Annotated in this window: 21 protein-coding genes; 6 read left to right on the top strand and 15 right to left on the bottom strand. The window is 34.5% G+C overall.

The window, feature by feature from the left end:
* Nucleotides 1-90: 90 nt before the first annotated feature.
* The 3 genes from Q1W72_RS12755 (at nt 91) to meaB (ending at nt 2390) form a co-directional block, all read left to right on the top strand.
* Nucleotides 91-498 carry an Rrf2 family transcriptional regulator gene (locus tag Q1W72_RS12755; RefSeq protein WP_099714618.1) on the top strand — a complete coding sequence of 136 codons (408 nt, stop codon included), beginning with the start codon at nt 91-93 and terminating at the stop codon, nt 496-498.
* Nucleotides 499-555: 57 nt separating this feature from the next.
* Nucleotides 556-1203 carry an NAD(P)-dependent oxidoreductase gene (locus Q1W72_RS12750; RefSeq protein WP_099714617.1) on the top strand — a complete coding sequence of 216 codons (648 nt, stop codon included), beginning with the start codon at nt 556-558 and terminating at the stop codon, nt 1201-1203.
* A gap of 95 nt (nt 1204-1298) precedes the next feature.
* Nucleotides 1299-2390 carry a methylmalonyl Co-A mutase-associated GTPase MeaB gene (gene meaB / locus Q1W72_RS12745; RefSeq protein ID WP_233206870.1) on the top strand — a complete coding sequence of 364 codons (1092 nt, stop codon included), beginning with the start codon at nt 1299-1301 and terminating at the stop codon, nt 2388-2390.
* 1 nt (nt 2391) lies between these two features.
* Here meaB and Q1W72_RS12740 read toward each other — a convergent pair whose 3' ends face one another.
* The 3 genes from Q1W72_RS12740 to Q1W72_RS12730 are packed head-to-tail and all read right to left on the bottom strand — an operon-like array spanning nt 2392 to nt 4295.
* Entirely contained in the window at nt 2392-2625 is a 234-nt protein-coding gene (locus Q1W72_RS12740; RefSeq protein ID WP_099714615.1) for a hypothetical protein, read from the bottom strand.
* Between the two features lie 32 nt (nt 2626-2657).
* Nucleotides 2658-2885, bottom strand: coding sequence for a hypothetical protein (locus Q1W72_RS12735; protein ID WP_091204000.1), 228 nt, complete (start codon nt 2883-2885; stop codon nt 2658-2660).
* A gap of 27 nt (nt 2886-2912) precedes the next feature.
* The gene (locus Q1W72_RS12730; protein ID WP_099716281.1) at nt 2913-4295 is read right to left on the bottom strand and encodes an MATE family efflux transporter; all 1383 of its coding nucleotides are present in this window, start codon (nt 4293-4295) and stop codon (nt 2913-2915) included.
* Between the two features lie 235 nt (nt 4296-4530).
* Here Q1W72_RS12730 and Q1W72_RS12725 point away from each other — a divergent pair, with 235 nt between their 5' ends.
* Nucleotides 4531-5115, top strand: a complete 585-nt coding sequence (locus Q1W72_RS12725) for a hypothetical protein (RefSeq protein ID WP_099714614.1) — start codon at nt 4531-4533, stop codon at nt 5113-5115.
* A gap of 55 nt (nt 5116-5170) precedes the next feature.
* On the opposite strand, the gene Q1W72_RS12720 is transcribed toward Q1W72_RS12725, so the two are convergent.
* From Q1W72_RS12720 to Q1W72_RS12710, 3 genes are all read right to left on the bottom strand, one after another.
* Entirely contained in the window at nt 5171-6946 is a 1776-nt protein-coding gene (locus Q1W72_RS12720; protein WP_302135670.1) for a cytochrome c peroxidase, read from the bottom strand.
* 94 nt (nt 6947-7040) lie between these two features.
* Entirely contained in the window at nt 7041-8489 is a 1449-nt protein-coding gene (locus tag Q1W72_RS12715) for a hypothetical protein (protein ID WP_302135669.1), read from the bottom strand.
* Between the two features lie 186 nt (nt 8490-8675).
* Nucleotides 8676-9557 carry a PPK2 family polyphosphate kinase gene (locus Q1W72_RS12710; protein ID WP_099714611.1) on the bottom strand — a complete coding sequence of 294 codons (882 nt, stop codon included), beginning with the start codon at nt 9555-9557 and terminating at the stop codon, nt 8676-8678.
* 174 nt (nt 9558-9731) lie between these two features.
* On the opposite strand from Q1W72_RS12710, the gene Q1W72_RS12705 reads away from it, so the two are divergent.
* Entirely contained in the window at nt 9732-10568 is an 837-nt protein-coding gene (locus tag Q1W72_RS12705; protein WP_302135668.1) for a hypothetical protein, read from the top strand.
* Between the two features lie 148 nt (nt 10569-10716).
* A complete protein-coding gene (locus Q1W72_RS12700; RefSeq protein ID WP_302135667.1) occupies nt 10717-11433 on the top strand; it encodes a 3-ketoacyl-ACP reductase in 717 nt (238 codons plus the stop codon).
* A gap of 73 nt (nt 11434-11506) precedes the next feature.
* On the opposite strand, the gene mtaB is transcribed toward Q1W72_RS12700, so the two are convergent.
* The 9 genes from mtaB to Q1W72_RS12655 all read right to left on the bottom strand — a co-directional run bounded on the left by mtaB (nt 11507) and on the right by Q1W72_RS12655 (nt 19029).
* Nucleotides 11507-12835 carry a tRNA (N(6)-L-threonylcarbamoyladenosine(37)-C(2))-methylthiotransferase MtaB gene (gene mtaB / locus Q1W72_RS12695; protein ID WP_302135666.1) on the bottom strand — a complete coding sequence of 443 codons (1329 nt, stop codon included), beginning with the start codon at nt 12833-12835 and terminating at the stop codon, nt 11507-11509.
* 171 nt (nt 12836-13006) lie between these two features.
* A complete protein-coding gene (locus Q1W72_RS12690) occupies nt 13007-13804 on the bottom strand; it encodes a Cof-type HAD-IIB family hydrolase (RefSeq protein ID WP_099714607.1) in 798 nt (265 codons plus the stop codon).
* A 39-nt stretch (nt 13805-13843) separates the two neighbouring features.
* Nucleotides 13844-14149: a type II toxin-antitoxin system RelE/ParE family toxin gene (locus Q1W72_RS12685; protein WP_099714606.1), complete on the bottom strand. Its 306-nt coding sequence runs from the start codon at nt 14147-14149 to the stop codon at nt 13844-13846.
* A 1-nt stretch (nt 14150) separates the two neighbouring features.
* Nucleotides 14151-14396: a hypothetical protein gene (locus tag Q1W72_RS12680; RefSeq protein ID WP_099714605.1), complete on the bottom strand. Its 246-nt coding sequence runs from the start codon at nt 14394-14396 to the stop codon at nt 14151-14153.
* Between the two features lie 34 nt (nt 14397-14430).
* Nucleotides 14431-14649 (bottom strand): DUF2007 domain-containing protein, encoded by a 219-nt coding sequence (locus Q1W72_RS12675; protein WP_039110017.1) that lies wholly within the window; start codon nt 14647-14649, stop codon nt 14431-14433.
* Between the two features lie 16 nt (nt 14650-14665).
* Entirely contained in the window at nt 14666-15391 is a 726-nt protein-coding gene (locus tag Q1W72_RS12670; RefSeq protein WP_099714604.1) for a DEAD/DEAH box helicase, read from the bottom strand.
* 78 nt (nt 15392-15469) lie between these two features.
* Complete coding sequence (locus Q1W72_RS12665; protein ID WP_099714603.1) at nt 15470-16633, bottom strand: sigma-54 dependent transcriptional regulator; 1164 nt, start codon at nt 16631-16633, stop codon at nt 15470-15472.
* A gap of 72 nt (nt 16634-16705) precedes the next feature.
* On the bottom strand, nt 16706-18022 hold the full coding sequence (locus Q1W72_RS12660; protein WP_099714602.1) for an ABC transporter permease: 1317 nt from the start codon (nt 18020-18022) through the stop codon (nt 16706-16708).
* Between the two features lie 86 nt (nt 18023-18108).
* A complete protein-coding gene (locus Q1W72_RS12655) occupies nt 18109-19029 on the bottom strand; it encodes an ABC transporter ATP-binding protein (protein ID WP_099714601.1) in 921 nt (306 codons plus the stop codon).
* Nucleotides 19030-19242: the final 213 nt, after the last annotated feature.

The following is a 19242-nucleotide window of genomic DNA, read 5'->3' as shown; positions in this document are numbered from 1 at the left end:
ACTGCTTTAGATGCTACAATATGTTAAAAAAGCAACAATAATTGGAAATTACAATTTTAGACGTATATTTGTAATATATTTTATTACAGTATGATTTCAGGTAAATTTGCAATAACAATACATATCCTCACCTTACTCACTAAATTCCCAGATGAATATTTATCTTCAGAATTTATAGCAGGAAGCATGAACTTACATCCCGTTTTGGTAAGAAAAGAAATTGCAAACCTGAAGAAAAATAATATTGTAGAAAGTAAAGAAGGCAAAAACGGCGGTACAAAATTATTAAAATCGGCATCAAACATTTCGTTAGACACCATTTTCAAAATGACTTTTGACACTGTTACTTTGGGATTTTCAAAAAACACACCCAATCCAAATTGCCCTGTCGGAAAAAAAATAAATGAAAATTTAGAAAATTTATATGAAAATATCAATGAAAAAATCAGCTTACAATTAAGCGGTATTACATTGGAAAATTTTTCTAATCAATTTTAAAACTATTTTTTTAAACTAAACTGTAACATTTTTTATTACTTTTAAATACATATAATTATGAAAATCGCAATTATCGGAGCCACAGGATTTGTAGGTTCAGCAATTTTAAATGAATTGGCAAATCGCAATCACCAAATTACAGCAATAGCCAGAAATCCAAAAAATGATGAAAACTCGAATATCAAATGGGAAAAAGCAGATATTAATAACGTTGATGAACTGTCTAAAATTATTGCAGGAAATGATGTGATTGTAAATGCTTTCAGCGCAGGTTGGACTAATCCAAATTTATATACCGATTTCCTTGAAGGTTCAAAAGGGATTCAAGAAGCTGTTAAAAAATCCGGTGTAAAACGATTCATCACCATTGGTGGCGGAGGAAGTTTGTTTGTAGCTCCAAATCTACAAGCAGTAGACACTCCGGATTTTCCAAAGGAATATTACGCAGGAGCAACTGCAGCAAGAGATTATTTGAATATTATTAGAGAAGAAAAAGAATTGGATTGGGCATTTTTCAGTCCGGCTTTTGAAATGCATCAAGGCATCACAACAGGAAGAACAGGTAAATACCGTCTAGGGTTAGAAAACCCAGTTTTTGATGAAAATCAAAGAAGTATTTTATCCGTTGAAGATTTAGCAGTTGTTATAGCTGATGAAATTGAAACTCCAAAACACCATCAAGTGCGTTTTACAGCAGCCTATTAATTCCGCATGTTTTCTAAAATAAAACAGTTTCATAAGGCAGTTGCTTTTTGAAACTGTTTTTGTTTTCACTACTTTTACTATTCTAAAAAATAGTTTTGCCAAATAAAAAACACCATCCAAGCGCGTTAAACGAAAAACCCGGAATTTCTGCTCCAGAAATTATCAGCACTGTTGCTGTTGAACATATTCAGCAATTTAGAAAGATACAACCTTCGGCAAAAGAACTCGTTAAAGGGATTTTAGAAGAAAATATAACTGCGCTGAGTCGTGCGATTACTTTAGTGGAAAGTACGAATGTAAGTCATTTGGCGAAAGCCAATGAAGTGATAAATGCCTGTTTGCCATATGCCAACAAATCAGTTAGAATTGGCATTACAGGAGTTCCCGGCGTTGGAAAAAGTACCTTCATTGAAGCTTTTGGAAAATATTTGACTGGTTTAGGAAAAAAAGTAGCGGTGCTTGCCGTTGATCCCAGCAGTACGATTTCGCATGGAAGTATTTTGGGTGATAAAACCCGAATGGAAGAACTCGTTAAAGATGAAAATGCTTTTATACGACCTTCAGCTTCAGGTGAAACATTAGGTGGTGTCGCTCGAAAAACCCGTGAAACCATTACACTTTGTGAGGCTGCCGGTTTTGACACTATCATTATAGAAACGGTTGGCGTAGGCCAAAGTGAAACCGCTGTTCACAGCATGGTTGATTTTTTTCTTCTATTAAAAATTTCTGGTGCCGGCGATGAATTGCAAGGCATCAAACGCGGCATTATGGAAATGGCCGATGCTATTGTCATCAATAAAGCGGATGGTGACAATATCAAAAGAGCTCATCTTGCTAAACTGGAATTCAATAGAGCATTGCATCTTTTCCCTGCCAAAAAATCAGGTTGGACTCCTACAACTGCTGCCTGCAGCGCTATTACCCATGAAGGAATACCTGATGTTTGGGAAACCATTCAAAAATTTATGGAACTGACTAAAGGCAATAATTACTTTTTTGAAAAACGAAAAGAACAAAATCAATATTGGATGCTGGAGACCATCAACGAGCAATTGAAAACCAATTTTTACAGCAATGCTGAAATTCAAAAATCATTGGATTCAACTAAAAAAGCGGTGCAAAATGATGAAATTTCACCCTTTGCAGCCGCTCAAAAATTATTGGAAAAGTATTTTAAAAAAGACTAATCTATTCTGTTCTTCTTTTCCCTTCTAAATAAGTTTGGTATCCATACTTTAACATTAAAACACCAAGAGCAATCTTACCAAATTTACCAATAACATATCCTACAATATGTCCAGAATTATAGGCTTCACTTTCGTTTATATTTGATTTAATTTCAAACGGAAAAAAGTTAAAAACCCCTTTAATTATGAGTATTGTGCCAAAAATAAACATGAAATACATAAATAAATTTTTCATTTGGATATAGATTAGGTAAGACAAAAAGTTAACTACTCCTCGTAAAGTTTAATTTCTCTATCATAAAACTCATTGGCAAGAACTATTAATCCTTCCATTTCTGCATTTAATTCTGCTTCGTCAAGATCCTCTGCTTCTTCCATAAACTCTACCTCATCATCTTTCAGATTGATTATAAATCTAGGGTAATCAAGGTGTATGATGAAAATATCCTCAGGGAAATCAGTATTGTCGCCTAGTAAAAATTTTGGTAATTCCATGAATTTAATATTTAAGTATTTATTATTTTATTTGTTATGATTTTGCAACACCAACTTTCTTGTTAATCTCGCAAAGCGAATATACAAAAATAAAGCGGCAGCAGTTAATCCCGCCAGAAGTCCTATCCAGATTCCAACGGCTTTAAGTTCCGTATATTTTCCTAAATAATAGGAAATAGGAAAACCAATAACCCAATACGCCACAAAGGTAATGTACATAGGGATTTTTACATCTTGCAAACCACGTAATGCTCCCAAAACAACGACTTGAATTCCATCCGAGATTTGGAAAATAGCTGCAATCAATAGTAATTTTGAAGTGATTATGATGATTTCTTCGTTGTCCAGCATCTGAGCTGAATCGGTCATATTCAAGAATAAATGCGGTAAAAAATTATGGAATACCACAAAGATTATCGCAAAAAAAGTTTCAAGTATAATCGCCAATAGAAAAATAGATCGTGCAACAACAATCAACTTTTTAAAATCATTCATTCCTTTAGTATGACTCACTCGAATCATTGCCGTAACACTTAAACCCATTGCAACCATAAAAGTAGAGGATGCCAAAATAAGTGCAATCTGATTGGCAGCCTGACTATTTTTACCCAAAGAACCAGAAAGCCAAATTGCAGCGGTAAACAAAGTTACTTCAAACAACATTTGCATAGCTGAAGGCATACCCAGATTGATAATCTTTTTCAAAATTGATTTTCTGATTTCTTTAAAACTGAAATTCTTAAAATATTTTTTCAATGCAGAATTCTTTTTCATCAGGTAATGCATGAAAACCACCATCATTATCCTTGATAAGACCGTTCCCAATGCAGCTCCCAGAATTCCTAATTTTGGAAAAAACCAAATTCCGTAAATCAGTACATAATTAAAAAAGACATGCACTACGTTAGCCATAAATATGGCGTACATGGAGTATTTTGTTTTAGACAATCCATCGGCAAATTGTTTGTACCCTTGATACATAATCACCGGAATTAAAGAAAAAGCAACCCAATCAATATAAGGAGCAGCCATTTCAGCCACTTCCTTGGGTTGGTGCATGAAATACATAATTTGTTTAGACAATACGGTCAAAATAAATAATGCAACTCCTAAAATCGTACATAAAAGTAATCCGTGATGAAAAGTAGTACGGATTTTTTGATCATTTTTTTCGGCATCAGCCTCAGCCACTAATGGAGTTATTGCAGTAGAAAAACCTATCCCTAAAGACAAAGCAATGAATATAAAGCTATTACCCAATGAAACTGCCGCCAATTCAGTTGAACCTAATTTTCCAACCATGAAATTATCAACGATTCCTATTAATGTATGTCCTAGCATTCCCAGAACTACAGGATAAGCTAATTTAATATTATAAGAAAACTCTTTGAAGTATTGAGATAAATTCACTTTTGCTTTTTTTTGATGGCAAAGATAATTAGAAGCTTTCAATTGCATCAATACTATTACATATATAACACTTCTTTTTTAGTGCATAATTTCACCCAACAAGGAATTCTATAACAAAACCAAGTAATTCTATAACAAAACAGGCTTATGAGGGCTATACATTTGTAACGTTGTTTAGAATTAAATAAAATCAAGACAACACCAAAAAAAATTATTAATAAAAAATATTACAATTATGAAAACGACAGGAAAAATCAAAATGTTATTTGTATTCGCAATAGCAATGATGTTTGCTAACAATGTACAAGCACAAGAAACAACAACTACAGCTACAAATTACGATCAAGGATTCCGTTTAGGATTTGGTGCAAATGCAGGATATTCAACTAGCGACCCATACAAATTAGCACTAGGAGCTGATGTAAGAGGACAATATGATTTATCAAAAAGATACTCTTTAACTTTAACAACTGGTTACACTAATTTATTTGTAAGCAAAGCTGATACGTTTCCTGGTCAAACAGAAGGAAAAGATTTAGGTATCATCCCAGCTAAAGCAGGTTTTAAAGCTTTCGTATGGAATGACCAATTTTATGTAATGGGAGAAGCTGGTGCAGCATTTGCAGTAAGTAATGTAGACAATACCAGAGATAAAACTTCTTTATTGTTATCTCCAAGTATAGGTTATGCTACTAAATACATAGATATTTCTTTGAACTATACACACTACAATCATTTTGATCGTTTAAACAACAACGGTTCTCTCGGAAAAGGTGTTGGACAAGTAGGTGTTCGTTTGGCTTACGGTTTTGAACTATAAAACTTTTTTGAATTAGTTATAAAAATGCGCTGAAATTCAGCGCATTTTTTGTTTACTATCGGGAGTACTTTTTATCTGTCAACGTTTTCATAAAGGCGATAAGCTGTTTTTTTTCCAAGTCAGTAAGGTTCAGTTTGTCTTCGGGTAACGTTTGATTTTGTAAATTAAACCCCAATCCGTTTCCACCGCCGTCATTGTAAAAATCAATCACTTCTTCCAGTGTTTTAAAAACACCATTGTGCATGTAAGGCGCCGTCAATTCTACATTTCTTATGGTTGGTGTTTTGAAAGAATTACGATGAATTTCGGCTTTCGTTAATTCAAATTTACCCAAATCAGCATCTAATTTTTTATGTTTATCAGGAACGCCCAGCACTTCACTTTCTGATCTCATAAAACTTGGTGGTACAGTTCCATTTGTTAATGGAATAAAATGACAGGTAGCACATTTTGCTTTTCCGGTGAATAAATTAAACCCTGCAATTTCATCTAAATCAAATTTTTCCTCACCTTGCATAAATCCATCAAACTTTGAATCATAATTACTCAATGATCTTATATAGGATGCTAATGCATTTTTTATTCCAAATTCATCTATTGCTGTTTTAGGAAACGCCTTTTTGAACTTGGCAACATAACTCGCTTCTTTTTTTAAAGCTGCAACTGATTTTGCTAAAGAACCGTGCATTTCATTTTCATTGATAATTACCGCTACAGCCTGATCTTCTAGATAATTGACTCTGGAATCTGAGAAGAAAGCACGCTGAAATGCAATGTGAGTAAGCGTAGGCGTATTTCTTTTTACCAAAGATTTACCATCTAATGAAACTGATTTCTCCAAACCATCCGTAAATGCTTTATCTGAATGGTGACAAGAAGCACAAGAACGAGCATTATTTCCCGATAAAACAGGATCATTAAATAATAACTTTCCCAATTCTATTTTTTCAGGCGTTGTTTCATAATCTGGAAATGCGGAGAAAGCTTCGGCATCAAAAGCAGTTGCATCAAAAAGTGTCTGTGCAGTTGTTTTCAGTCCTCTTGTTTCTTTTATAAAAGGAATTTTCAAGCTGACTTGCGTTTTATGCAAACCGATACTTAACGGATTGGCGATTTCTCGAATAAAAAAAGCGCGATCAAATGCATTAAAGTTGGTATTTGTTTTTAAATATTCCTTGCCTTTTTTAATCGTTTTTAAAACATTCTGAAAAGATTCATCGGTTGAATTATCCGCATAGATTTTATAATATTTCTCGATACTTTCTAATGCTGATGCTGCTTCCGGAATAGATTTTTGAGCAATCGGGGAATCAAATCCGGTTATTCCCAAGGTTATGATTCTAAAAACTTCCAAACGCATCGCATCAAAAACATGGGAATCTGTGAATTCATTTGTCTGTGACACTTTGTCCAAACGCTTTAAATTTGCCGATAGAATACCCATTTCTTTCAGCAATTCCGCTTTTGATTTTGGATTATATGCCGGAAAAATAAATTCTTCAATCACTTGAAATCCTTCGGGAGACAAAGTCTTTCCATCATTTTCTTCAAATTCTGCTAAGGCTGGACCATTTATAGCTTTAGAAACAGCCGGAAAATAATATTCACTCATCGTTTCCACTTGTTTGTAACTACCATGCGCCAGTAAAAATTGTTTCTGGAGCTGAACTGTTGAGGAATTTAACTTTATTAAATGCTCCAGTTTAGAAACCTCATCTATGACTTTTAGAATATCTGATTTGAATACATTATTTACCGTTTCATGCTTAGGAATAGCATTTTGGCAAGAGAACAATACAATTAGAACCAATAAAATGAAACTGTTTTTCATGATAAATGCGAGTAACTTTAAAAAATTGTAAAAAACAAAAACCACGGTTCCTAGTAAGAAACCGTGGATATTTGTAACTATTTGATTGGGTTTATTATCGTGCTAATCCTTTGATTAAAACAATTTGGCTTGCTTGGTCTTCATTTGGACAATTTGTTCCTCCATCCACTCCTTTGTATTTTGTTCCTCTCCAAGTATGAGGTTGAACACTTAGTAAAAAGGTATCATCAATCCCTAATTGCTCTGAAACATCAATCATGGCTCCGTATTCCCAATCCCCTAATTTACTTGTTCCTCCTACATTATATTTAGTAGCATCTGTAGCCGTACGACGATGGTCTAACTCAACAACCACTTTCAATTGTTTTGTCGCTATATTATATTGGTAGATGTAAGCATCATGCGTTTCATCACCATATCCATTCGCATCTTCCTGAACATAAACGTAGTTTTTTGTCACACAGATGTTATCCGGATTTTGGAATTTCCCTGCAATTCCGGTACGGTCATCTCCGTCAAGAATTACTTCAAGAGTACCAGCCAAAGGATTATTTGCATCTAAGTTCAATTTGTAAACTCTACCGTATTTTGTTCTTGAAGCATCTGCATTTGCACCAGAAGTATTTTGTCCTGTAACATTAAAATAAATTTCTCTTGCTCCGGCATCTGTACCTTTTTTATAATCCAAATCCTCTACTCTTCCAAATTTGATTCCTTTCAATGTATTCACAGATGCATTTATAGCGGCTCCTGTCATTGTAGTATGGTTCTCAATTTTCACAAAAGAAACACCGTACGATTGATTGACAACCATATCTTTCTCTCTCTGATTGTTATCCGTTCTTTTCATCATGTATAAAGAACCGTTCGTTAAATCACCAACAGTGTTTGAAACATACATAAACACTTGGCCACCATACGTTCCTGAATCATCATCTCCAATCACAACCACCGTTTTTCCTGCAAATGCAGACGCTTTTAACGGTAAAGCATTTTCAGCACTTATTCTTCCTAAAGCAGGTAATTCTTTAGAAACTGAAGCAGAAGCAACATCTCCAAAAGGATTTATGGCATGAGTACGCGATTCTTCACCAGATTCTCCACAAGTCAAATACAATGGACCAAAACCATTTTCGGCAACTGTTGCCATTGTAGCACCACATAACCTCCAAGTTCCACCATTAGAATTCAATAAATATTCTCCTTTTGTAGGTTTGAATGTTTTGTCAAAAGTTACTCTTGATACCGCAAAATTATCTTCGTGATTCACCAAAAAAGTAAAAGTACCATCAGCATTTTTCAATAATCCTGATCCATCTGCAGATCCTCCAAAAACAAAATTTGGGCTTCCTGCCAAAACATCGTCAGAACCAATCAATGAAAAAAGCTCTAAGCTTTCAAAACCAGCTTGCTTTTTCAATAACACTGGAGTCGCTGATTGATTCACTAAAACAACACTCGTTGTTTCATTAGAAGATTTAGCATCATTCTCACATGAGATTAAGGATACTAAAAATAACATTGGTAAAATAATTCTTTTCATCTTGGTTGATTGTTTAAATTTCAAGCAAAGTAATGCCGTGAATTTAAACTCTGAATGAATTGAATATTAACAAAAAGCCAAGAGTTGGCTTTATTTTAAAGGCGAGAAAAACAATAATTTTACATACTAACAGTACCGTAATGCAATGATAAACTTCAAGTAACTTTCGCAAGAAAATCTATTACATTAATTCTCTTTCTTCAACATCTCTTTATACATTTCAAAATTAGCTTTAACTTTTTCGTCTAATTGCGGTTCTTTAATATCAGTACGTTTTTGCATTTCTTCCCAGATAATTTTGGCAACAATATAACGTGCCATTTCTTTATCATCAGCAGGAATAATATACCAAGGTGCATTTTCTGTAGCGGTTTTATTAATTGCCTCTTCGTAATACTGCATGTATTCCTCCCAATGCTCGCGTTCTTTCAAATCTCCGGGCGAAAATTTCCAGTGGTGCTCCACTTCTTCCAATCTTCTTAACAAGCGTTTGCGTTGCTCTTCTTTACTCATGTGAAAGTAAAACTTCAAAACTATCGTACCGTTTTGCGTAATGTGTTTTTCAAAATTATTGATTTGCTCCATCCTATTTTCCCAAAACTGTGGTGTTATATCAGCCACTTTTTCAATTCCCGGCAAATTTTCATTCATAATATATTCCGGATGCACACGGGTAACCAAGACATTCTCATAATGCGTTCTATTAAAAACCGCAAACTTCCCTTTTTCTGGCAAAGCCAAATAATGGCGCCACAAATAATCGTGCTCTAACTCTGTTGAATTAGGTGTTTTAAAACTATGCACCACAACCCCACGCGGATTAAATTCCTTAAAAACTTCCCGAATCAGACTATCCTTCCCAGATGTATCCATGCCCTGTAAACAAATCAAAACGCCGTATCGATTATGCGCATACATTACATCCTGCAACTCGCTCAATTTCGTCTGAACTTTATCCAGTTTTTCCTCTTTATCATCCTCACTGGCTCCATTAAACAAGTTCGTAGGGATTTTTGACAAATCAATTTTGCCAATCACTTTAAAATCATCGGGATTTATAGACTTCATAAGAAATATTTTATCTTTGTAAACTCAAATATAACAAATTATAAGGAGCATTTTCCAGCTATTCGTTGCAATCTTTCTAGTCCTGAACTTGTTTCAGGATCCTGAAACAAGTTCAGGACTAGAAAGGATTTTCACTGCTATCTGGGCTAGGCACTCGCTTTCAAAACAAATACAATGGAAAAATTTACACTCGAATTACTGTTTCAAATCATCGGCATTGGTTCAGCATCAGGACTCATTTACAAAGACAATTCCCTACTGATCATTGGTGACAACAGCGGTTTTCTTTATGAATATCAAATGGATTCCAAAGATTTAAAACGCCATCCATTACTGGAAAACCCAACAGAGAACACACTAAAAAAAGACAAAGCTGATTTTGAAGCCATAACCCATTTTGGAGACAGTTTGTATGTTTTTGGTTCCGGTTCCACCGAGAAAAGAAACAAAATGATACAAGTCAATTCCAGCGATAAAAAAGTGATTGCCACAAATGATCTCACCGATTTGTATGCAGTCATGCAAAATTTTGGAGAAATAAAACCAGAAGATTTCAACCTCGAAGGCGCCATCTATAATGGCGAAAGTTGGTTTTTATTGAATCGAGGTAACGGAAGCTCCAACAAAAATATTCTTTTCACCATCGAAGGTAAAAACCTTACCAATGATTTCACTATACTTTCTAATGCCTACAAACTCCCTAAAATAAAAGGAGTACGCAGTAGTTTTACCGATGCGATTTTAGTCGATAACAGTATCTATTTTTTGGCCACAGCCGAAGATACCGAATCTACTTATGATGATGGTGAAGTTTTAGGAAGTCTTATTGGGAGCATCAACCTAAAAACCATGAAAATCGATTTCACCCAAAAAATTAGCAGTACCCATAAATTCGAAGGGTTGACTTTATACACAAATTCAAAAGAAAAAATCGAGTTTCTACTCTGTGAAGACAAAGACACCGAAGTTTTAGAAACGGATATTTACAAATTGAGTTTAGACAAAAAATAATATCCATTCCTTTAAAAATGTTCCTTTTATCCAAAATAACAGAACGTTAAATTTAGATTAAATAGAAAATCAAAAATAGATTTCAAATATAAAACGTACTACTTTTGCACAGAACACAGCCTTTTATTGGCCTAAAATAATTCATATAATGACAGACATAAAAAATAAAAATGCCTTAATCACCGGCGCAGGAAAAGGAATTGGAAAAGCGATTGCTTTGGCATTAGCCAAAGAAGGTGTAAATATAATTTTGGTTGCCAGAACACAGGAAGAAATAGATAGTGTAGCGGCAAAAGTGCGTTCTTTGAGAGTAAAAGCACTGGCAATAACCGCTGATGTTGCTGATATCAATTCGGTAAACGCTGCCGTTGAAAAAGCATTGGCAGAATTTGGGACTATTGATATTTTAATCAACAATGCCGGAATAGCCGCTTTTGGAAAATTCTTAGAATTAGAACCTACGGATTGGGAACGCATCATTCAGGTAAACTTAATGGGAACTTATTATATGACTCGCGCCGTGTTACCAAATATGATTGAAAGAAAAACAGGTGATATCATCAATATTTCTTCAACAGCCGGATTAAGCGGAAATGCTTTAACCAGCGCTTATAGTGCGTCTAAATTTGCTGTTTTAGGATTAACAGAATCCTTGATGCAAGAAGTGCGCAAACATAATATTCGTGTAACAGCATTAACACCAAGCACTGTTGCCACTGATATGGCCAAAGAACTAAACTTGACAGACGGAAATCCTGATAAAGTCATGCAGGCAGAAGACATGGCCGAATTAATCATCGCGCAACTCAAATTAAACCGTCGCGTTTTTATCAAAAACAGCAGTATTTGGTCTACTAATCCGTAAATTATTTTTACTTTAAAACAACAAAAACCCCTTGAAAAAGGGGTTTTATTATTTATAGAAATCTTGAATCTGTCTAAACTAAAACATTTACAAAATCCATTCGCACGCTTCCGTCTTCATCAATTTTTGTCAAATTAATTTCGTGTAAGGTATTGACTAATTCTGGATTCCAAGGTGTTTTTACTTTTACATAGTTTTCGGTAAACCCGTGAATGTATCCTTCTTTATTTTCACTTTCGAATAAAACAGTTCTATTACTTCCCAACTGACTTTCATAAAAAGCACGGCGTTTTTTAACCGATAAACCGCGTAACATCTTGCTGCGTTTGGCGCGAACATTAGCAGGAACAACACCTTCCATTGAAGCCGCTTCAGTATTATCTCGTTCTGAATACGTGAAAACATGCAAATAGGAGATATTCATTTCATTCAAGAAATGGTAGGTTTCTAAGAAATGCTCGTCTGTTTCACCAGGAAAACCAACAATCACATCCACACCAATACAAGCGTGTGGCATCACTTCCCGAATTTTATTGACTCTTTCGGTATAAACTTCACGTTGGTAACGACGTTTCATCAACTTCAAAATGTCATTGCTTCCAGATTGCAACGGAATATGAAAATGCGGTACAAAAGTTCTGCTTTTTGATACAAATTCTATCGTTTCGTTCTTTAATAAATTTGGTTCAATAGATGAAATTCGCAATCTTTCGATGCCTTCCACTTTGTCTAATTCTTGAACTAATTCCAGAAAAGTATGTTCGTGTTTTTTATTTCCAAATTCACCCTTACCGTAATCGCCAATATTGACACCGGTAAGAACAATTTCTTTGATATTTTGTTTCGAAATTTCTGAAGCATTTTTCAATACATTTTCCAATTCATCACTTCTCGAAATTCCTCTTGCCAACGGAATCGTGCAATAGGTACATTTGTAATCACAACCATCCTGCACTTTCAAGAAGGCACGGGTTCTGTCTCCTATTGAGTAACTTCCCACATAAAAATCAGCTTCGGCTATTTCGCAGGAATGCACTTCACCAAAATCATTTTTGGACAAATCATTAATATAATCCGCCAATTTAAATTTTTCTGTTGCACCAAGAACCAAATCTACTCCATCTACACTCGCTAATTCTTCCGGTTTCAATTGCGCATAACATCCTACTGCCGCTACAAATGCTTTGTCATTCAATTTCATTGCTTTTCGCACCACTTGCTTGAACTGCTTATCTGCATTTTCAGTAACTGAACAGGTATTAATCACGTACATATCAGCAATTTCCTCAAAATCTACCCGATCAAAACCTTCGTCTTGAAGATTACGCGCAATCGTAGAAGTCTCTGAGAAGTTTAGTTTACAACCCAGCGTATAAAAAGCAACTTTTTTTCTATTTTCCATAAGATAACTCAATTAATGAAATCGTTGTCAAAAAATTGAGTGCGCAAATTTACGAACTAAAATCTATTAATTTTTAGACAATAACCATTTTATTAAAAACTAAATCCGACACTCAGACTCTTTTAGAGAACAAGTATCGGATACTAAATTATTATTATTTTGATTTGAATTTTAATTCAAAATAAATCGTCTCACTACTTCAGCCACGCCATGATTATTATTTGAGGCTACAATAACATCTCCTTTATCTCTCAATTCTGGCGTTACATTATCGACCCAAACACCCAAGCCTGCATATTCAATCATGGTTAAATCATTTCCTGCGTTTCCAACAGCAATAATTTCACTTTGATTTATATCCAGTTTTTCTGCTAAAATTTTTATGCTGGCGGCTTTATCAATCCCATTTTGCGCTACTTCAAGAAAAAATGGCTTCGACATGCTCACACTAAGATGTGGCATTGCGGCTTTCAAATCTTTTTCAACTTCTTTTAAATAACTTGGCTCTTCCAATAAAATACATTTTACAGCGGAAGACTGAACCTCATCTTTAAAACTAAGGACTTTATTGTGTTCTAAACCTGTGATTTTTTTTTCGATTTCAATAAATTCCGAATTTGTCTCACTCACAATTTTCCCATCAACATAAGTAATAATATGGGTATTACTTTTTAAACTGTAATCATACAATTCATGAATTTGTTCCTGGGTCAACGTTTGTTCAAAAATGACTTTATCTTCCTTTAAATCTGTAATGACAGCGCCATTATACGATATCATAAACGAATTATCCAGTTGCAATTCTTTGGCATAAGCAGTCATGGCTGGTGTTGGCCTTCCGGAAGCCAAAATAACATAAACACCCAATTCCTGTGCCTTAAACAACATTTCTTTATTCTCGTCTGAAATGGTATGGTCATCGGTTAACAAAGTGTCATCCATGTCCAAAACCAACATTTTATATTTCATTTTTATTTTTTAAAAAGCAGTATTTCAAATACCGAAAATTCACAAATTATTTTTTAATTTACTTTGATTTTGTCTTGTGCCAAAAATTTGAAGAATACGAATTTCCGTTTCAGAATGAATTTTATAAATGATTTTATAATCTCGAACAATCATTCTTCTATAAGGTTCTCCTAAAAACTCATCCGCTTGATATTGCTCAACAAAATGAATATTTTTACTTTGAACCACAATATCTCTAATAACGTTTTTTGCTCCTTGAGGAGATTTTAACTTGATAAATTCAAATATTAATTTCAAATTAGCTTTGGCCTGATTATCCCAAAGTATGGTAATTGGCTTTTGCATATTACCACTTCTCGATTTCTTTTTCTAGATCTTCAATCGTTGTATAGTTGCCCGAAGATATTCGTTCATCAGCTTCTTTAACCATATTAATGTATTCTTCTTTGTCAACTGGATAACCACTAATAGTATGAGCAACAACTTCTTTATCTAAAACAGATTTAAGCGCTAATATTTTTTTTAGTTTACTTTCATCATTAATATGAAGCAACCAATCCATCAATTCTCTTTTCTTTGCAGCTATGTCCATCTTACAGAGTTATTTGAACAACAAATATACAAATTTAAATACTCATTCTGAATTCCTCAATAACTGGGTTCACTTTTGCAAACTCGGTTTCCTGAACGAATAATTCAACTGCTAAATCTGAATTTCCAAATCCTCCCAATCGAGCTGATTGTATGTTGTTTTTCAAAACGGTATCTACTCCTATTGCTTCAATTCTCTCTTGCAACGCTAAAGCTAAAATTTCACTTCCCGAAAACACTTTCATTAATCCCATTTTATTCTTTATTTAATTATTTATTACCGTTTTCTTCATCACCTTCTTGCTCTTCAAAATCATCCTCTTCATCTGCCTCAAAGTTTTCGTCCTCTTCGAAATCTTCGTCCTCATCCTCATCTTCGTCTTCTTCATCAAAATCGAATTCAAAAGGCTCTACTAACATTTTTTCAGCAAGGACTTCAATTCGTTCTGTGAATTGTTCCGAGAAAATAATACGTTGGGTTCTCACAATGCTATTCGAAATACGCATGATTTTAGTTTCATGACGCAATTTCAAAATTGGATCTGCATCATCAAGGATAAACATTTTCAATCGGTTTACATTATAACCGGCAGTAGTGAACATTTCACTTAACTTATTTGGTGTCCCAATCAACACGTCAATTCCGCTGGAAATATAATTTTTATCGTATTCCATATCGCCTTTATCATGAACACCGTAGACTTCTAAATTAGAATTCTTGCCATATTTTTCAAAAAGTGATTCCATTTCTAATACTTTGGCTTTGTCTTCCACAATAATCAAAGCCCTAGGTGACTCTTCATTTGCGCCTGCCAATCTCTGAATTACATTCAGCACAATTGTTGTCGATTTTCCGCTTCCTTTTGGCGCAATAACAATACAATCCGAACCACTTTTCATGGTCGAAAATGTTTCTTTTTGCATCGCATTGGCTTCAGTCAAACCGTTTTCAATTAGAGCTTGTTGTAAGTCTTCGTTTATTTTTTTTAGTTTCATTTCTTATGATTGAAAGATTAAAAATTAAAAGATTTAAACTATTACCAAATCTTTTAATTTTTAATCATTAAATTAATTTTATTTCGATGCAAATAACTTCACATCATTCTCGGAAATTTCGCTTCCGCCAAGGATAATCAAACGCTCCACTACATTTCTCAATTCACGGATATTTCCAGTCCAATCGTATTCCTTCAATAAATTAATCGCTGCTGCAGAGAATTTTTTGACCGCATTACCTTGCTCCGAAGCAATTTTATCTGCAAAATGTGAAATCAACATCGGGATGTCATCACGTCTTTCATTCAACGCAGGAACTTTTATCAAAATTACTGCCAAACGATGGTATAAATCTTCACGAAAACGACCTTCGGCAATTTCCTTTTTCAAATCTTTATTAGTAGCCGCAACCACACGAACATCAACTTTGATGTCCTTATCTGCTCCCACTCTGGTAATCATACTTTCTTGTAAAGCACGCAATACTTTGGCTTGCGCCGAAAGACTCATATCCCCAATTTCATCCAAGAAAATAGTTCCTTTATCAGCAGCTTCAAATTTTCCTGCACGGTCTTTTACTGCCGATGTAAACGCTCCTTTTACGTGACCGAATAATTCGCTTTCTATCAATTCAGACGGAATAGCAGCGCAATTCACTTCGATTAAAGGGAAATTAGCGCGTTCGCTTTTTTCATGTAATTGATGCGCAACCAACTCTTTTCCTGTTCCATTTGGACCTGTGATTAAAACTCTGGCTTCGGTTTGAGCAACCTTCTCAATCATCACTTTGATGTGATTGATAGCTTCGCTTTCGCCAATCATTTCGTAGTTCTTGCTGACTTTTTTCTTCAGAATTTTATTTTCAACTACAAGTTGTTTTTTGTCTAAAGCATTTCGAACCGTATTCAACAATCGGTTTAAATCCGGTGGTTTTGAGATGTAATCAAACGCTCCCAAACGCATCGTATTGATAGCCGTTTCCATATCGCCATGACCAGAGATCATCACCATAGGAATTTCGGGTTTGATTTTTTTTACCGCTTCCAGCACCTCAACGCCGTCCATTTTTGGCATTTTGATATCGCACAAAACCAAATCGTAATCGTTGTTTTTTATTTTTTCAAAACCTGCAACACCATCTTCGGCTTCTTCAACTTGATACGTATCGTTTTCTTCGGTGAGTATCTTTGTAAGTACTCTTCGAATTGCAGCTTCATCTTCTATGATTAGTATTTTTGACATATTTTTTGATTCGATTATTGTTCATTCGGTTAATCGGTTAAACAAATAACCAAATCCACGAATTAACTTCTATTAATATTTCAACCAGCGGTACATTTCACCCCAGGTTGGTTTTTTGCCGTACATGAGTATTCCTATTCGATATATTTTTGCGGCGAACCAAACTACAAAAAAGAAGGTTCCAAATAATAATGTTACCGATATTGCAATTTGCCACAAAGGTACGCCAAACGGAATTCGCATCAGCATCACGATTGGTGAGGTAAGCGGAATCATTGAAAAAACGACTGCTATTGTTCCATGCGGATCATTGATAACCGTAAAAAATCCAACGTAAACACTCAACATTAATGGCATAATGATAGGCAACAGAAACTGCTGTGAATCCGTTTGATTATCAACTGCAGCGCCAATTGCCGCGTAAAATGAACTGTATAAAAAATAACCTCCTATGAAATAAATCACAAATCCAATAAGGATACTTGCAATGGGTAAATTCCATAATTCCTTAATATACATTTGCGCAGTTCCAGTCATTTCTTGCTGTGCAGAGTGCATCAATTCTGGCGAAACGCTGGCTGTTGGCCCCACATTTACACCAAAAAAAACGGAGGCTGCAAACATTAATGACATTCCGATTATTGCCCAAATAAGGAATTGCAACAATCCTGCCAATGAAGTACCTATGATTTTCCCCATCATCAACTGAAATGGTTTAACCGAGGAAATTATAATTTCTACTATTCGACTGGTTTTTTCTTCGATGACACTTCGCATCACCATGTTTCCGTAGATGATGATGAACATCATTATAAGATATCCAAATGCGCCACCAATCCCGATTTTGATTTCGTTAAGTCCTTTTACGCTTTCTTCACCAGATGCTTTTGTCAAGCTGATATTCACTTTTGACTGGGCATTTTTAATTGCCAGCGTATCTAAATGTGCTTTTTCTAAATTATTTTTGGTTAGTTTACTTGCAATTACATCCTGAACATTTTCAATGAATGAAATACTGGGACTGCTATTTGAAATAAACTGGATTTTACTTTCAAAATCCTTGGAATTACTCGCTTTTGGAATGTATAACAATCCTTCGTAGCTTTCATTTGTAATACTGTCTTTGAGGAATTTTAAATCTATTAAAGACAAATCAAGATATTTGTATGCTTTATCTTTATTGTTTTGGGAAGTAAATTCCTTTACAAACATACCTGATTCGTCATGAATAGCTATTCGTTTGGTGTCAGCTTTCATGGAACTTAAATATGCTACAAAAACGGCGATTCCCACAAATAGTAACGGACTTAAAAAAGTCATAACAATAAAAGATTTATTGCGCACTTTGGCAATAAACTCTCTTTTTATAATTAATGATACTATAGACATTTTAGATGGTTAGATGGTTAAACTACTTAGACTTTTAGACTTCTTAGATTTTAGATTCGATCTAAGCATGTAAGAAATCTAAAAATCTATTTTGTTACTGTTTGAATAAAAATATCATTGACACTTGGTATTTTCTCTACAAAGTGTGTTACCTGGCCGCATTGCGTCAAGATATTCAATAACTCATTTGGCGTGGCATTCCCGAGTTGAATTTCCAGTTTTAACTCGTTGTTCAGTGATTTAAAATTAGCCGGGCCAACAGTAAATTTTTGTGTAATAGTATACATCAACCCTTCTACATTCTCCGATAAAATACCCACTTCAAAACTATTGGTTTTAAATTGTCTTTTGACATCGTCCAGTTTTCCTTCGATTAATTTATTGGATTTGTGAATCAAAGCGATGTGATCACATAATTCTTCTACGCTTTCCATACGGTGGGTGGAGAAAATTATGGTAGCTCCTTCCTCTCTCAAGGCAAGGATTTCATCTTTGATAATATTGGCATTTACAGGATCAAAACCCGAAAAAGGTTCGTCAAAAATCAACAGTTTTGGTTTGTGCAAAACGCAAACCACAAACTGAATTTTCTGAGCCATTCCTTTAGAAAGTTCCTGAATTTTCTTGTTCCACCAACCTTGAATTTCTAATCTTTCAAACCAATACTCCAATTGTTTTTTGGCTTCAGCCTTAGAAAGTCCTTTCATTTGAGCCAAATACAAGCATTGTTCCCCTACTTTCATAGTGTTGTACAATCCTCTTTCTTCCGGTAAATAGCCTATATATTGAACATGTTTGGGTTGTAATTTTTCACCATCCAAAATAATTTCACCACTGTCAGGCAATGTAATTTGATTTATAATTCGGATAAGTGATGTTTTTCCGGCTCCATTTGGACCTAAAAGTCCGTAGATACTTCCTTTTGGAACCATTAATGAAACCTCGTTAAGCGCCACATAATCACCGTATTGCTTGACAACTTTATTCACTTCAAGAATATCACTCATGCTCATTTTTTAATTGGTGTAAAAGTAAATAATTAGTATCGAAATACTTAGAATAGTTTCATATATGTAGCATTTAATTTTTTGAGGTCCTATATGTTATCGCCTTATATTTATTGGTGTTTATCTCACAATATTTTATTTTCATCGGAGTTCGATGATTTTCAATTGTTTGCAACAAACAAATTATTAGTGGCGATTTCATAAAAAACCCAT

The sequence above is a fragment of the Flavobacterium sp. ZE23DGlu08 genome, assembly GCF_030505335.1.
Lineage (GTDB): Bacteria > Bacteroidota > Bacteroidia > Flavobacteriales > Flavobacteriaceae > Flavobacterium > Flavobacterium algoritolerans.
This window is presented reverse-complemented; position numbering and strand designations above follow the sequence as displayed.

Bases quoted from the DNA above. Each gene is read 5' to 3' on its own strand.
- Q1W72_RS12755 (WP_099714618.1), top strand. From the start codon at position 91: ATGATTTCAGGTAAATTTGCAATAACAATACATATCCTCACCTTACTC.
- Q1W72_RS12680 (WP_099714605.1), bottom strand. From the start codon at position 14,396: ATGGACATAGCTGCAAAGAAAAGAGAATTGATGGATTGGTTGCTTCAT.
- Q1W72_RS12685 (WP_099714606.1), bottom strand. From the start codon at position 14,149: ATGCAAAAGCCAATTACCATACTTTGGGATAATCAGGCCAAAGCTAAT.
- Q1W72_RS12675 (WP_039110017.1), bottom strand. From the start codon at position 14,649: ATGGGATTAATGAAAGTGTTTTCGGGAAGTGAAATTTTAGCTTTAGCG.
- Q1W72_RS12725 (WP_099714614.1), top strand. From the start codon at position 4,531: ATGAAAACGACAGGAAAAATCAAAATGTTATTTGTATTCGCAATAGCA.
- Q1W72_RS12720 (WP_302135670.1), bottom strand. From the start codon at position 6,946: ATGAAAAACAGTTTCATTTTATTGGTTCTAATTGTATTGTTCTCTTGC.
- Q1W72_RS12660 (WP_099714602.1), bottom strand. From the start codon at position 18,022: ATGTCTATAGTATCATTAATTATAAAAAGAGAGTTTATTGCCAAAGTG.
- mtaB (WP_302135666.1), bottom strand. From the start codon at position 12,835: ATGGAAAATAGAAAAAAAGTTGCTTTTTATACGCTGGGTTGTAAACTA.
- Q1W72_RS12690 (WP_099714607.1), bottom strand. From the start codon at position 13,804: ATGAAATATAAAATGTTGGTTTTGGACATGGATGACACTTTGTTAACC.
- Q1W72_RS12670 (WP_099714604.1), bottom strand. From the start codon at position 15,391: ATGAAACTAAAAAAAATAAACGAAGACTTACAACAAGCTCTAATTGAA.
- Q1W72_RS12735 (WP_091204000.1), bottom strand. From the start codon at position 2,885: ATGGAATTACCAAAATTTTTACTAGGCGACAATACTGATTTCCCTGAG.
- Q1W72_RS12715 (WP_302135669.1), bottom strand. From the start codon at position 8,489: ATGAAAAGAATTATTTTACCAATGTTATTTTTAGTATCCTTAATCTCA.
- Q1W72_RS12665 (WP_099714603.1), bottom strand. From the start codon at position 16,633: ATGTCAAAAATACTAATCATAGAAGATGAAGCTGCAATTCGAAGAGTA.
- Q1W72_RS12740 (WP_099714615.1), bottom strand. From the start codon at position 2,625: ATGAAAAATTTATTTATGTATTTCATGTTTATTTTTGGCACAATACTC.
- Q1W72_RS12710 (WP_099714611.1), bottom strand. From the start codon at position 9,557: ATGAAGTCTATAAATCCCGATGATTTTAAAGTGATTGGCAAAATTGAT.
- Q1W72_RS12750 (WP_099714617.1), top strand. From the start codon at position 556: ATGAAAATCGCAATTATCGGAGCCACAGGATTTGTAGGTTCAGCAATT.
- Q1W72_RS12705 (WP_302135668.1), top strand. From the start codon at position 9,732: ATGGAAAAATTTACACTCGAATTACTGTTTCAAATCATCGGCATTGGT.
- Q1W72_RS12700 (WP_302135667.1), top strand. From the start codon at position 10,717: ATGACAGACATAAAAAATAAAAATGCCTTAATCACCGGCGCAGGAAAA.
- Q1W72_RS12655 (WP_099714601.1), bottom strand. From the start codon at position 19,029: ATGAGTGATATTCTTGAAGTGAATAAAGTTGTCAAGCAATACGGTGAT.